This window comes from Vibrio echinoideorum, assembly GCF_024347455.1.
GTDB lineage: Bacteria > Pseudomonadota > Gammaproteobacteria > Enterobacterales > Vibrionaceae > Vibrio > Vibrio echinoideorum.
Genome location: NZ_AP025483.1, coordinates 3,413,012 through 3,427,263 on the forward strand (window position 1 = coordinate 3,413,012; position 14,252 = coordinate 3,427,263).

Consider the following 14,252-nt stretch of genomic DNA (forward strand, 5'->3'; position numbering starts at 1 on the left):
GATAAAAATCTGTGACGACAAGTAACATCAAAGCTAACAAACATTTGAATGACAATCCTAAACAGACAATAAATCCCACTACGCAAAACTCTCAATACCAGCTCATGCCACTTGGAAAATGGGTAACAGCTCCGAATGGGTTCACCTTCTTGCTATAAGGACAACCAACCAGAGAGCTTTAATTTTTAAAGCACACATAATTCCCTTCTTCAGCCCCTCCTTGGGTAAACAGGAACAATTGCTTGTCTCGAGTTTCAAACCTCAGCTCTACCTTAGAATCGACTAAGGTATCAATATTACGCACGAAGATGTCGCTGTGCGTTGGCTTTAGATTCCATTCAATATTGTTAAAGGTCATCGAAAGTAGGCCTTGACGCTCTTCTAGGTAATCCAACTCTAAATAGATTTCATACTTTTTGTCTTCACCTTGTTGTGTCGTTAGATGGCCAAATCGGTATATTTCGAGGTTTATATCAGAGATAAATTTCAATACCGACCGGTTCTCGATCGCTTTGTATTGTTGATAGCCTTGGGTAATAAAACTCTCATCGAGTTGAGCACATGCCCATCGCGTTCCTGATAGACTTGAGCGATTAGCTAAGCCTTGATAGAGGATTAACCCGATTAAACTAGAAAGTAAAAAACCATTGAACAACATTACTTTTGTTACCCACATATTGAACTCGCTTGTCTAATCGCTTCTATAATCTTTTCTGGTAACTCATCAACATCTATAGAGTGATTAATGTAGTTGGCATTCTTATTACTGTACTTAGCAAAAGCAAAAGCCTTAAGTATATATGTCCCATCTTCATAAACAGATTCTGAAATTCTTAAGTAAATATCCGCATAACAAACTGGCAAGTTCTTACTTTTTAATTCAAATTCAAGTAGACGTTTATCACTAATAAAATGACTATCATCGTGTAGATAAAAGTCCGTTTGCACAATCTTAAAATGTTGATATTGACCAGCATTCATAAAGTCGGGCTTATTAATAAACGGTTTGAATAAATAAGTGAGTAGTAAGCCGGATATCAGAAATAAACTAATTAGTATATGAAAGACTCTAGTTATCTTGGACTCTAAAGGTTTATCATTATATTGAATAGATTCATCGACAGCCTTATCAAACACTTTAACTTCAATTTTCTGATTTTCTATTTTCTATTTTCTATTTTCTCTTTAACAGTCGGCTTCTCGCAACGAACCTCCAATACATACCCGATCTTACTCGCAGTCTTAATCGTAACGTCAGTTTCGCCTAACAAAACAAACTCTTTCCTCAAGCCAGAAATGACATTAGTCAGCGCTTGATCGGTCACTAACGCACCTTCCCAACAGATTTCAAATAAGCGCTCTCGCGTCACATGTACACCTTGATTTTCAAGCAATAAGTTTAGAACCTCATAAGGTAGCGGCCTCAATGAAATACTCTCTCCACCATGATTTGAAAGAGTTCGGGTCGTCGAATCGAAAATTAAATTAGAAAAATAAAATCTGTACATAATTAACTATTAATATGGGTATTTATGACACTAACAAAGAGAAGGCAGATCCAGTTAAATTTCACCTGAAAATATACAACCTCCATCTGAACAACGTCGATTATCCCTTCCACAAGAGATCGAACTGCAAATAATACACGTTCTATTTATCAAACCGTTAGATAATTAACATAAAAAAAATAAAGACAGCATTATATCAAAAAAATGGAAACATATGAATTTTATATGTATTTTACCTTTAGTTTTATATTTTATTCACCTAGATAATGCCTACTGTTTTTACCTACATTATGAGATTGGCACAATGAATAAAACCGTAATTTTACTTGCTACTGTTTCTGCTTTAACAGGCACTCATGCTCTTGCCGCTAAAGATATTTCAGGCTTTTATTTAGGCGGTGGTTTTGGCACTACCACTTACAAGGATGACATCCCTAATTCAATGCTAGAAGCAGATGGCTCAAGTTTTAAGCTTATTGGTGGCTATCAATTCAACCGTATTGTTGGAGTCGAAGTACAATATACAAATTACAGCGGAATAAATTTAACTGACATTGACTCTGATATTATTAAGTCAATATCAGTTGAACCAACGGCTATTTCTATAGCGACTAATCTAGGCTATACCTTCAATAGTGGTTGGCGTCCATTTGCGACTATTGGATTGACTCAAATGTCCTTCAACGTTCCAACTAAGGATAAAGTCGCACTTCGCTTAGGTACCGGTGTTGAGTACACACCAGCACGCTTAGAACGGCTAAACTTCCGTATCGCTTACGAAGTCGATACATTTAATGTGGAGGACCTATCGAGTGATGATATTACGGTGCAACTAGGTACTTTCTATGCAGGGGCAACTTATAAATTTTAAGAGATGAGTACTCAACAATATCAAGGGCGACTCTTGTCGCCTTTTCCTATGCCAACATAGCGAAATCAAAATTGAAATTTACTCATCCGGCTTCTTAGTTCTTAGATCGACATATGGCCAGTAATGGTGCCCTACTCGAATTAACAGTGTGGCTGCGGCTAAGATAAATGCAGCGACAGACAACCAAACGATGAGTACTGCATCTAACTCTTTCATACCTAAGGTGATGTAACGAGCAATCGCCATCATCGCGATGTAGATCGGGTATCGCACCGGGATCTTACCGTTCATGACAAACTGTTGAACCATCGCCAACACTTCCAAGTAAATGAACATCAGAAGAATGTCGGTCAGTTGCACTCGACGTTCCGCAAAGACGTGCATGAACTCTTCCATCATGGCAAACAGTGTCGCCAGTGTGATCGCCACCAATAAAACGGCTTCAAGAATGTGGAAAACCTTAAGAAAAGGCTTACTAAAAGACTTAGGTAAGTGCGAAGGCATAGTCACTCTTCAAAAATAATTAATCCAATCTCTACAATAGCATGCATCAATATAAGTCGCGCACTCTCAAAGCATCGACTTTAGGATGACGCCATCAATTAACGATTAGCTAAGCTAGCAGATACAGATACAGATACAGATACAGATACAGATACAAAAATGGCCCCACATTTACTGCAGAGCCATCTATTTGTCTTTTATCTATCGACTTTTATTTACTAACGAGTCTTAGAGCAGAATCAAGTAAGTTAAGAACACCACACAAAGGCCGTAGATAAGTGGATGCACTTCTTTGCGCTTACCTGCCACAACCATCGTGAATGCGTAGCTGATGAAGCCCATCGCCATGCCGTTTGCTGGTGAGAAGCTTAGAACGGTGAACATGATGGTAAAGAACGCTGCAATGCGTGATTCTTTCTTTTCCCAGTTAATCTGACCCAGACGACCCACCATGTAGATACCCACCACGACCATCGCAGGTGCAACCATTGCCGCAGAGAAGATGGAGAAGATTGGGTATAGGAAAAGGGAGATTAAGAACAGACCAGCCACCATGACTGCTGCTAAGCCCGTTTTCGCACCTTGAGAAGAAGCAATACCAGACTCAGAGAAAGCGGTAATCGACGTTGTACCTAAAATCGAACCAATCACCGTGCCGCCCGCATCAGCAACCAAAGCCGATTTCGCATTTGGCATCTTACCGTCTTTATCGATGATCCCAGCATCGCGGCCAACACCGACTATGGTGCTCAAGCCATCAAAGAAATCGACAATCAGGAAGATAAGCACGATGAACAGCAAGTCGAATATTTTCTCAGGCGTGAAAGCAGAGAAATCAAAAATAGCGCCGAAGCTACCGGCCATGCTTGGCGGCATAGCAAAGAACTGGTCTGGAATTGGTGCATTTGATGTACCCATGAATACATCAGCAAGAATGGTCAGAGCGATAGCAGAAACGAACGAGATGAACGTTGCCAGCTTTATGTCACGAACCATACAACCTAGAGCAATGAAGATACTCACGTAAGCGATAATCACTTTTGGATCTGAGATATCACCCAAGCCAACCAATACGAATGGGTTAGACACTATGATGCCCGCGTTCTTAAGACCTAAGAAGGCAATGAACAAACCAAGCGAAACCGTAATCGCTAGCTTCAGGTCTTCTGGAATCGACTCAATCATCGATTTACGAATGTTGGTCAACGAGAACGCAAGATAAAGGATACCCGATAGAAAGATGCCAAATAGTGCCTCATTCCAAAGTACTGCCACTGAACCACTCAACAACAAACCTTTGAAGAAGCCATTCATACTCATACCCGACGCCAACATCACTGGGTAATTGCCCCAGATGCCCATAATCAGCGTTGCAATCGCAGCAGACAGGGCGGTGGCAGTAAACACTGCACCTTTGTCCATTCCAGGAATATCACCCAAAATCGCTGGGTTAACCGCCAGAATGTAGCTCATCGCTAAGAAGGTAATAAAACCCGCGTACAGCTCAGTGCCAATCGTGGTTTTTCTTTCAGTGATTTTAAACATCGAATCAAGCGAGCCAGAGGTGTTCTGGGCTTTCAAAGTGGAATCGGTACTCACAACAAAACCTTTGCAATAAATTAAGAATTTGGTGATTCAAATGCTGTGAGAATAGAGGGGTCTCTACACTAAAAACTGTAGTCACCAAGGTAGGCTCGGTAGTAGAAACATCTAGTCCATATCACTAGATATATACAGCATTTAATCGTTTGCGCGGATTGTAAGGATTGAGATTAAAACTTCAACAAATTTTGTCCAGATCACATAAAAAAGTGAAGATGACGAGTCATTGCAGTTATACAAAGATCCTTGAAAAGATCATTCGCTGATAAATAACGATCAAGCCAGTTGTTCTCAATCATCTAAATATGCTACTCTTCGCCTCCATTTTTCTGACCTAATTTTCACCAATTGTCTCTATTAGTTTCACTCGTTATCTCTTTATAGATGTAACCACCGGAACAATTAATAGATGCACCACCGGAACAAAAATTAGGGTCAGTACTATCTTTTATAGTGTCGGTTTATCACCTTCACTCAATCCAACCAACAGTGGAAATATACAGATGGGCATAGGTACTCTTTACATCGTATCTGCACCTAGTGGCGCAGGTAAATCGAGCTTGATCTCAGCAATGCTGGAAACCAATCCAACCTACGCAATGAAGGTATCTGTTTCACACACCACTCGCGGTATGCGCCCTGGTGAAGAGAATGGTGTTCACTACCACTTCGTAGAAAAACATCACTTTGAAGACCTGATTAAGAAAGGTGAGTTCCTAGAGTACGCTGAAGTATTCGGCAACTACTACGGTACTTCACGCGTGTGGATTGAAGAGAACCTAAACCGCGGTATCGATGTATTCTTAGATATCGACTGGCAAGGTGCTCGTCAGATCCGTGAAAAAATGCCTCAAGCGAAGAGTGTTTTCATTCTTCCACCATCAAATGGTGAGCTAGAGCGTCGTTTGAATGTTCGCGGTCAAGATAGCGACGAAGTTATTGCGAAACGCATGAGCGAAGCAAAATCTGAGATTTCTCACTATGCAGAATACGATTATGTGATCGTGAATGATGACTTTGATGCAGCCTTAATGGACTTCAGAGCAATCATTCGTGCGGAGCGTTTGAAAGCAGATAAGCAAGCAGCTAAATACAGCGGCATGCTTACAGCACTACTAGCGGAATAATCTAGAACTAGATTTTCCATTGAGATAAGTATACGGTGAGCTAGAAAGTCTCTAGTTAAACTTGTATACTTTCTCGTCATATAAAATTTATTAGTTAATTACTATTTGGAGTCCTCATGGCACGCGTAACTGTTCAAGACGCTGTTGAAAAAGTTGGCAACCGTTTCGACCTAGTTCTTATTGCGGCTCGCCGCGCACGTCAAATGCAAACTGGCGGCAAAGATTCACTAGTGCCTGAAGAAAACGATAAGCCAACGGTTATCGCTCTTCGCGAAATCGAAGAAGGTCTTATCACTAAAGACGTACTAGATGCTCGTGAGCGTCAAGAGCAACAAGAGCAAGAAGCGGCTGAACTTGCAGCAGTAAGCAGCATCGCTCACACTCGCTGATAGAATCAACGTCATTCGAACTAATTAACCTTCCGGGCCTTTAATTTGTATCTATTCGATAGCCTCAAAGACGTTGCCCAAGAATACCTAACAGAGCCTCAAATTGAGGCTCTGCGTCAATCTTATGTGGTAGCGAGAAATGCCCATGAAGGGCAAACCCGTTCAACGGGTGAACCATACATAATCCATCCTGTTGCTGTTTCAAGAATCCTGGCAGAAATGCGTCTGGATATCGAAACTCTGCAAGCCGCCCTACTCCACGATGTAATTGAAGATACTGAAGTTACAAAAGAGGAGCTAGAAGCTCAATTTGGCAACACTGTTGCTGAGTTGGTTGATGGTGTATCTAAGCTGGATAAGCTTAAATTTCGTGATCGCAAAGAAGCGCAAGCAGAGAACTTCCGTAAGATGGTTCTCGCCATGGTGCAAGACATCCGCGTTATCTTGATCAAATTAGCTGACCGTACTCATAACATGCGCACGCTTGGGGCACTTCGTCCTGATAAAAAGCGTCGTATTGCTCGCGAAACCCTAGAAATCTATTCTCCACTTGCTCATCGCCTTGGTATTCATAACATCAAGACAGAGCTAGAAGAACTTGGTTTTGAGGCCCTTTATCCTAATCGTTATCGCGTACTAAGAAATGTGGTGAAAGCTGCTCGTGGTAACCGTAAGGAAATGATTCAACGTATCCATAGCGAAATCGAAGGCCGTCTTGAAGAAGTCGGTTTGTCTGCTCGCGTTGTTGGTCGTGAAAAGAACCTGTTCTCCATCTATAACAAGATGAAAACCAAAGAGCAGCGTTTCCACACCATTATGGACATCTATGCTTTCCGCGTAGTGGTTGATACCCCAGATACTTGCTATCGCGCACTTGGTCAGGCTCACAGCCTGTACAAACCGCGCCCCGGCCGCATGAAAGATTACATTGCGGTACCGAAAGCCAATGGCTACCAGTCTCTGCATACGTCAATGATCGGCCCTCATGGGGTACCCGTTGAGGTTCAGATCCGTACGGAAGACATGGAGCAAATGGCCGACAAAGGTGTCGCGGCACACTGGTCTTATAAAGGCAGTGGCTCACGCAGTAGTAATGGGACAACCGCACAGGTTAAAGCACAGCGTTGGATGCAGAGCTTGCTTGAGCTTCAACAAAGCGCAGGTAACTCATTCGAATTTATTGAAAACGTTAAGTCTGATCTGTTCCCAGATGAGATCTTTGTGTTCACGCCGAAAGGTCGCATTGTCGAACTTCCTGCGGGCGCAACAGCGGTTGATTTTGCTTACGCGGTGCATACCGATGTCGGCAACATGTGTGTGGGTGCTCGTGTCGACATGAACCCTTACCCACTCAGTAAGTCGCTTAAGAACGGTCAAACCATTGAGATCATCAGTGCTCCGGGCGCACGTCCAAATGCAGCATGGCTCAACTACGTAGTGACATCTCGCGCTCGTACTAAGATCCGTCAGGTTCTGAAAACGATGCGTCGTGAAGAGTCGATTACTCTAGGTCGTCGTCTACTGAACCACGCACTTGGCGAACACTCGATTGCCGATGTCGGCCAAGAGAATCTCGACCATGTTTTGTCTGATCTTCGTCTAGACAACGTTGAAGACTTACTGGCATCGATTGGTCTTGGCGAGTTGATGAGTATCGTGATTGCGCGTCGCCTACTAGGTGATGCTGACGAACTGACAGAAGTAGAAAACAACAGCGACACACCAAGGAAGAAATTGCCTATCCGTGGTGCTGAAGGCCTACTACTGACTTTTGCTAATTGTTGTCACCCGATCCCAGGCGATCACATCATTGCTCATGTATCTCCAGGTCGTGGCCTTGTGGTTCACCGCGAAACGTGTCCAAACGTTCGTGGTTACCAAAAAGAACCAGACAAATACATGGCGGTGGAATGGTCTGACGATTACGATCAAGAGTTCACGGCTGAACTTCAGATCGATCTGCAGAACCACCAAGGTGCGCTGGCTGAGTTAACTAACGTTATCTCTAAAACGGGCTCAAATATTCACGGTATTTCAACTGAAGAACGTGATGGACGCCTGTACACAGTGACCATCTTGCTGACCACCAAAGATCGTGTTCATCTTGCAAGTATTATGAAAAAGCTACGTGTGATGCCACACGCGCTGAAAGTAAGACGCCGCAAAAACTAGATCTAACAGCAGATAAATAAAGCAGATGAGAGATACGAGTCTCGAGATGCGAAGAGCAAAAGCTTTTCACCACCTCAACTCTTCGTATTTCGAGTCTGCTTTAATTTTTTGTACCGCCCTGTTCTTTTCTTAGCTCGCTTACCCAAGTCTCGAATCTGCTTTTAATCCTTATCAGCCCTTACGCTTTACCCTGTACAAAAATCCAGTAAAATGCTTGAATAGATTATCTCTCTTATGTTTATGAGCCTTGTTATGCCACAGCTTTTATCTGCTATCCCTCTCAACTCTTTATCTGGAGTCGGCGCAAAAGTCGCAGAGAAACTGGAAAAGGTTGGGCTTAACAATGTACAAGACCTGCTGTTTCACCTGCCTTTGCGCTATGAAGATCGAACTCGAATCTATCCAATCGTAAAGTTGCATGCAGGACTTTGGGCTGCAGTGCAAGGCAAGGTGATGCATGTGGATACCATTTTCGGTAAACGTAAGATGTTGGCGGTAAAAATCAGTGATGGGAACGGCACCATTACCCTACGCTTTTTCAACTTCACCGCCGGTATGAAGAATAACTTTGCCGAAGGCAAACAAGTACATGCTTATGGTGAGATCAAGCGTGGCAACATGGGCCTTGAGATCGTCCACCCTGACTACAAATTTTTTGCACCAAGGCAACAGCCAGATGTAGAAGCTAACCTAACTCCAGTATACCCAACCACTGAAGGGTTAAGACAAGTCACGCTGCGCAACCTCACCGACCAAGCATTAGAACAGATAGACAAAGCGGCAGTTAATGAGCTTTTGCCATCAGGTTTATACGACCACCAAATTACACTCGCACAGGCCCTACATACCATCCACAGGCCTCCTCCAGGCATTGACCTAGAACTGTTTGATGACGGTAAACACCCTGCGCAGCTACGCTTGATTATGGAAGAGCTACTGGCTCAAAATTTATCGATGCTGTCTGTTCGAAGTAAAGGACAGCAAGACAAAGCGATGCCTTTCCCTGCGGCGGGTAACCTTAAAGACAAGCTGTTAGCTCAGCTACCGTTTTCGCCAACCAACGCACAAGTGCGGGTAACCAAAGAGATCGAAGCTGATCTTGAAAAGCCTCACCCTATGATGCGTTTGGTACAGGGCGATGTAGGTTCAGGTAAAACCTTAGTTGCTGCGTTAGCGGCTGTTCGTGCACTCGAACATGGCCAGCAAGTCGCATTAATGGCCCCAACAGAGCTATTGGCAGAGCAGCACGCGATTAACTTTGCCAATTGGTTTGAAGCGATGGGTATTCAAGTCGGCTGGCTAGCAGGCAAACTCAAAGGCAAAGCTCGCGAAACAGAGCTAGCACGTATTGCCAGCGGCGAAGCTCAGATGATCGTCGGCACACATGCCTTGTTTCAAGAACATGTCGAGTTCAACAACCTTGGTTTAGTGATCATCGATGAGCAACACCGATTTGGTGTCCACCAGCGATTAGAGCTGCGTGAGAAAGGCGCCAAGCAAGGTTATTACCCACATCAACTGGTGATGACCGCAACCCCAATTCCACGAACGCTCGCAATGACCGCCTATGCCGATCTCGAAACCTCTATTATTGATGAACTGCCACCGGGGCGAACACCGATTCAAACCGTGGCGATTCCTGATACCAAGCGCGATGACATTGTTGAGCGCGTGAAAAATGCGTGTCTCAATGAAGGTAAGCAGGCGTATTGGGTGTGTACGCTGATTGATGAATCGGAAGTACTGGAAGCTCAAGCTGCAGCTGACACCGCTGAAGAGCTGCAACGCAAACTGCCTGACGTAAAAATTGGTCTGGTGCACGGTCGTATGAAACCCGCCGAGAAACAAGCGGTGATGCGAGAGTTCAAAGAGAACAGGCTGCACCTGTTGGTTGCGACAACCGTGATTGAAGTTGGTGTGGATGTACCGAATTCGAGCTTAATGATCATCGAGAACCCAGAGCGTCTTGGCCTAGCGCAACTGCACCAACTGCGTGGCCGTGTCGGCCGAGGTTCGGTCGCAAGCCATTGTGTACTGCTGTATCACTCGCCACTGTCTAAAACCGCTCAGAAGCGCTTAGGTGTGCTTCGTGAAAGTAACGATGGCTTTGTGATTGCACAGCGCGACTTAGAAATCCGTGGCCCCGGTGAATTGCTCGGTACCAAACAAACTGGCTTGGCTGATTTCAAGATCGCCGATCTAATTCGTGACCAACGTTTGATCCCAGAAGTGCAACGTATCGCAAGACATATCCACGATAGCTACCCAGACAACGCCAAGGCGATCATCAACCGCTGGCTAGGCGAGCGTGATGTTTACTCTAAGGCTTAATTAGCACAAACACTGTCATTCAAAAACGTAAAAGGCTTCCTCAAGGAAGCCTTTTTAATGCTAGTAAATTCAAACCTAGGGCTTCACAGGGAAACTGATCTGCGCTTTTAAGCCACCTTCACTGCGGTTATTAACCACCACGGCACCTTGGTGCTGGCTGACAATACGTTTCACAATCGCTAAGCCTAAACCTGTCCCTTCACTGCCTCGGGCGGTATCACCACGCGTAAACGGTTCAAACAACTTTCCGATCTGATCCTGCGGGATACCCGGGCCATTATCTTCCACCGTTACCCAAGCAAGCTTGTTATCCGCCGTCATACCAGTCGCAACCTTCACCCAACCATTGCCATAACGCAGTGCATTTACTACCAAGTTACTCACCGCACGCTTCATCGCAATTGGGTTACCAAGCGCGGGCTTCATTGATTCCGGAATATCAGTTTCAATCTGCACCTCGTATCCACCCTCAGAGCTAGAAACCTCGCGAGCAATATCATCAACAAACACCGCTTGGAATGAATCTCGGTCAACTGGCTTTAGGTAGTCCATAAACTGGCTGATGATCTCATTACACTCTTCGGTATCACTGATGATCCCTTCCGCTAAGTAGCTGTCTTCTGGCGACATCATCTCGGTCGCTAAACGAATACGCGTTAACGGAGTACGTAAATCGTGGCTGATACCCGCCATCAACAAGGCTCGATCTTCTTCCAATTCTTGAATGCCTTTCGACATCTGGTTAAAGGCTCGTGTTACTGAACGAATTTCTTGAGCACCTTGAACCGGCAGTGGTGGCGGTATATCACCACGACCCACACCTTGGGCGGCTTTCTCCAGCGCTATCAAAGGCCGGTTTTGTAATCGGATAAACAACCAACCACCAGCAACAATCAACAGCGCCATGATCAAGCTGTTACGAAATAGAGGCGCAAAATCTTCTTCTTGCAGCTCTGATAACGGAATGCGAATTAGAGAGTTGGGTAACTGCGCAATGTCCATCCACAGCACATAGCTCTCTTTACCCAAGATCAGCCGCACTTCGGTCTCAGATCCCAACTCTTTAGTCATCTCCTCGCTCATCAAGTCAATCGCAACAGCATGGTAATACTCGCCCGCCGCTTCACTGTCCTTGGCGTGAACCGTCACCCCTAGCTGCTCAAGCACACGCTGACGCAGTGGCGCATCAATCTCGATATCCATGTCAGTGCCTTGGTCCAACACAAGGTTTAACTCATGAGCCAAGATCTTATTAAACTGCTGCAAACTCGGCATTAGTGCATAGTTGAACACCGCGTAATAAGAAAAGATTTGGCTAGCGACCAACAGGGTTAAAAAGAGCACTATCGACTGAGTAAAGGAGCTACGTATGCGCATAGAAGACCTAAATTGAGGGGATGATAAAGGGATATAATGGAAACTATAACTCTAATACCAATCACAGTAAGTAAATGATCATAAATAGCGCCGGAAAAAGGCTTGAGAACAAGGCAGCAATTTTTGATACGTAGTTATTCTACAATCAAAATTTCTAACAAAGTTATCGAGCATTTTAACAAGCTAGGATGACCAGTTATTTACTACGATTGGTATCTACCTTGTGCTGAATACAAAACGGGCCATCGCATGTTAATGAGATGACCCGTAAATATAGAATTCTGATTCACAGAACCGATGAAGCTGATATAGAGCTTATAAAGCCGGCTTAAACTGCTTTACCATCTGGAACGAATACATAACCCAAGCCCCACACCGTTTGGATGTAACGAGGCTTACTTGGATCTTCTTCCACTAGACGACGCAGACGTGAAATCTGAACATCGATAGAACGTTCCATTGCTGAATATTCACGGCCACGCGCCATGTTCATCAGCTTATCGCGAGACATTGGCTCACGAGCGTTAGTCACTAGCGACTTAAGAACCGCAAATTCACCTGAAGTAAGAGGCATCGGCTCTTCACCGCGGAACATTTCACGCGTACCTAGATTTAGGCGGAATTCACCAAACTCAACCACAGATTCTTCTGTGCTTGGTGCGCCCGGCGCTTCAATCACTTGGCGACGCATTACCGCTTTGATACGAGCTAATAGCTCACGCGGGTTAAATGGTTTTGGCAGGTAATCATCCGCACCCACTTCCAAGCCCACAATGCGATCCACTTCATCACCCTTTGCCGTCAGCATAAGGATAGGTAGCGAGTTGTTTGCGTTTCTTAGACGACGACAGATCGATAGACCATCTTCGCCAGGCAACATTAAATCCAATACCATCAAGTGAAAATTTTCACGGGTTAACAGGCGGTCCATCTGCTCACTGTTTGCCACGCTACGCACTTGAAAGCCTTGCTCTGACAGATAGCGTTCTAGCAATGCACGTAGACGAGCATCGTCATCGACCACTAAAATTTTATAGTTTTCTTGCATGTAATGGTTCCACCTATTAAAGCTTAAACCTAAGGTTAAGCATTCTTGGTAAATTGTATATTGGTATAAGACATTAAAAATGTAACATTATTGGAGAAAAAGTCGCCTAAATAATTGTTAACGTATGTTGCCTTTCTATATATTCTATCTTAGATCATCATTTCATTAAGTCAGATTTATGAAAACCAAACTTATCACCCGAGAAGGTTATAACAAGCTCAAAGCAGAACATGACCACTTATGGCACGAGAAACGTCCTGAAATTACTAAGATAGTCACTTGGGCTGCAAGCCTTGGAGATCGTTCAGAAAACGCAGATTACACCTTTAATAAGCGTTTGCTTCGTCAGATTGATCGCCGAGTCCGTTTCTTAAGAAAATTCCTACCTGATGTGACTATCGTTGATTACTCACCGCAACAAGAAGGTAAGGTCTTTTTCGGTGCTTGGGTCGAAATTGAAAATGATGATGGGGAAATTAAGAAGTTTCGTATTGTCGGCCCTGAAGAGATCTACGGTGGTGCGAAAGGTTATATCTCTATCGACTCGCCAATGGCTAGAGCTCTGCTGAAGAAGGAAGTGGATGATGAGTTTACGGTAACCACACCGGAAGGCGATAAAGAGTGGTTCATTAACTCGATTCGCTACGCAGACGACGCGTAAAGTTTATGCCTTATGGCTTATGGCTTATGGCTTATGGCTTAGCGTGATTAACCGGCCATCACAGGTCGAGCAGACAAACCCAAACTCCAGATAAAAGAAAACCCCGCTAGGCTTGCGCCTGGCGGGGTTAAGTCTCTATCGCAGCAATCCGGCTACTGTTTATCTCTTCGAGATAAGGTGCTCCCTGCATCTGTCCTTGATAGTGGCTAAATCCTTTAACCAATTTCCTTTTTGTTCATCGCCATCCTAGCGGTGTCCATTCTAGCCTGTCATCCTGACTGGCGAATCTCATCCAGAGATTATCACTTCCTTGCTGACCACTCATCCTAAGTAATCAAATCTTCATCCTGAAGATACCTAGTCCATTAGGCTTTTTCCTGTTCCTGCCAACTCCCTGTCGACAAGTTAAATATTACGGTATTTGGGCGAGTTTCCTAGACAGTCCCAAAAAACATTTCAGGTGAGAAATACGCCCACAAACACACAACCAAATAAAATCAGTAACTTAGGTTTATTTTAAGACGATTTCATCGATTTAAAGTGACTTAGTCGCACACCACGTGTGAGAGATCTCGCACAAAGCGGATATCACAAACGGAAATTCGACTTCTGACAGGATAATTACACAGCCAAAGCTAGAAAAAGCGTACGCTCACCCCCAT

Annotated in this window: 13 protein-coding genes and 1 riboswitch; of the genes, 6 read left to right on the forward strand and 7 right to left on the reverse strand. The window is 44.2% G+C overall.

Annotated elements, in window-relative coordinates; translation table 11 throughout:
* Positions 1–178 precede the first annotated feature (178 nt).
* The 3 genes from OCV36_RS15495 to OCV36_RS15505 form a co-directional block, all read right to left on the reverse strand.
* Entirely contained in the window at positions 179–676 is a 498-nt protein-coding gene (locus tag OCV36_RS15495; protein WP_017076527.1) for a hypothetical protein, read from the reverse strand.
* Positions 667–981 (reverse strand): hypothetical protein, encoded by a 315-nt coding sequence (locus tag OCV36_RS15500; protein WP_245300916.1) that lies wholly within the window; start codon positions 979–981, stop codon positions 667–669. Before OCV36_RS15500 ends, OCV36_RS15495 begins: the two co-directional genes overlap by 10 nt.
* Before the next feature lie 179 nt (positions 982–1,160).
* Complete coding sequence (locus OCV36_RS15505; RefSeq protein WP_245300917.1) at positions 1,161–1,394, reverse strand: winged helix-turn-helix domain-containing protein; 234 nt, start codon at positions 1,392–1,394, stop codon at positions 1,161–1,163.
* 418 nt (positions 1,395–1,812) lie between these two features.
* On the opposite strand from OCV36_RS15505, the gene OCV36_RS15510 reads away from it, so the two are divergent.
* On the forward strand, positions 1,813–2,379 hold the full coding sequence (locus OCV36_RS15510) for a porin family protein (RefSeq protein WP_017076525.1): 567 nt from the start codon (positions 1,813–1,815) through the stop codon (positions 2,377–2,379).
* 78 nt (positions 2,380–2,457) lie between these two features.
* Here the strand turns inward: OCV36_RS15510 and OCV36_RS15515 are convergent, their stop codons facing one another.
* Together OCV36_RS15515 and OCV36_RS15520 are read right to left on the reverse strand one after the other, a co-directional pair.
* Positions 2,458–2,883 (reverse strand): phosphate-starvation-inducible protein PsiE, encoded by a 426-nt coding sequence (locus OCV36_RS15515; RefSeq protein WP_017076524.1) that lies wholly within the window; start codon positions 2,881–2,883, stop codon positions 2,458–2,460.
* A 228-nt stretch (positions 2,884–3,111) separates the two neighbouring features.
* Entirely contained in the window at positions 3,112–4,482 is a 1,371-nt protein-coding gene (locus OCV36_RS15520; RefSeq protein ID WP_135455777.1) for an NCS2 family permease, read from the reverse strand.
* Positions 4,483–4,540: 58 nt separating this feature from the next.
* Positions 4,541–4,640: riboswitch (purine riboswitch) on the reverse strand.
* 348 nt (positions 4,641–4,988) lie between these two features.
* On the opposite strand from OCV36_RS15520, the gene gmk reads away from it, so the two are divergent.
* The 4 genes from gmk to recG all read left to right on the forward strand — a co-directional run bounded on the left by gmk (position 4,989) and on the right by recG (position 10,504).
* On the forward strand, positions 4,989–5,612 hold the full coding sequence (gene gmk / locus OCV36_RS15525; RefSeq protein WP_135455779.1) for a guanylate kinase: 624 nt from the start codon (positions 4,989–4,991) through the stop codon (positions 5,610–5,612).
* 116 nt (positions 5,613–5,728) lie between these two features.
* A complete protein-coding gene (gene rpoZ, locus OCV36_RS15530) occupies positions 5,729–6,001 on the forward strand; it encodes a DNA-directed RNA polymerase subunit omega (protein WP_009848003.1) in 273 nt (90 codons plus the stop codon).
* Between the two features lie 45 nt (positions 6,002–6,046).
* Complete coding sequence (gene spoT / locus OCV36_RS15535) at positions 6,047–8,173, forward strand: bifunctional GTP diphosphokinase/guanosine-3',5'-bis pyrophosphate 3'-pyrophosphohydrolase (RefSeq protein ID WP_135455781.1); 2,127 nt, start codon at positions 6,047–6,049, stop codon at positions 8,171–8,173.
* Positions 8,174–8,425: 252 nt separating this feature from the next.
* Complete coding sequence (gene recG, locus OCV36_RS15540) at positions 8,426–10,504, forward strand: ATP-dependent DNA helicase RecG (RefSeq protein ID WP_135455783.1); 2,079 nt, start codon at positions 8,426–8,428, stop codon at positions 10,502–10,504.
* A gap of 75 nt (positions 10,505–10,579) precedes the next feature.
* On the opposite strand, the gene envZ is transcribed toward recG, so the two are convergent.
* Together envZ and ompR are read right to left on the reverse strand one after the other, a co-directional pair.
* Complete coding sequence (envZ, locus tag OCV36_RS15545) at positions 10,580–11,881, reverse strand: two-component system sensor histidine kinase EnvZ (protein WP_135455785.1); 1,302 nt, start codon at positions 11,879–11,881, stop codon at positions 10,580–10,582.
* 328 nt (positions 11,882–12,209) lie between these two features.
* On the reverse strand, positions 12,210–12,929 hold the full coding sequence (ompR, locus tag OCV36_RS15550; RefSeq protein ID WP_009848007.1) for an osmolarity response regulator transcription factor OmpR: 720 nt from the start codon (positions 12,927–12,929) through the stop codon (positions 12,210–12,212).
* 178 nt (positions 12,930–13,107) lie between these two features.
* Here ompR and greB point away from each other — a divergent pair, with 178 nt between their 5' ends.
* The gene (gene greB, locus OCV36_RS15555) at positions 13,108–13,590 is read left to right on the forward strand and encodes a transcription elongation factor GreB (RefSeq protein WP_017075897.1); all 483 of its coding nucleotides are present in this window, start codon (positions 13,108–13,110) and stop codon (positions 13,588–13,590) included.
* Positions 13,591–14,252 lie beyond the last annotated feature (662 nt).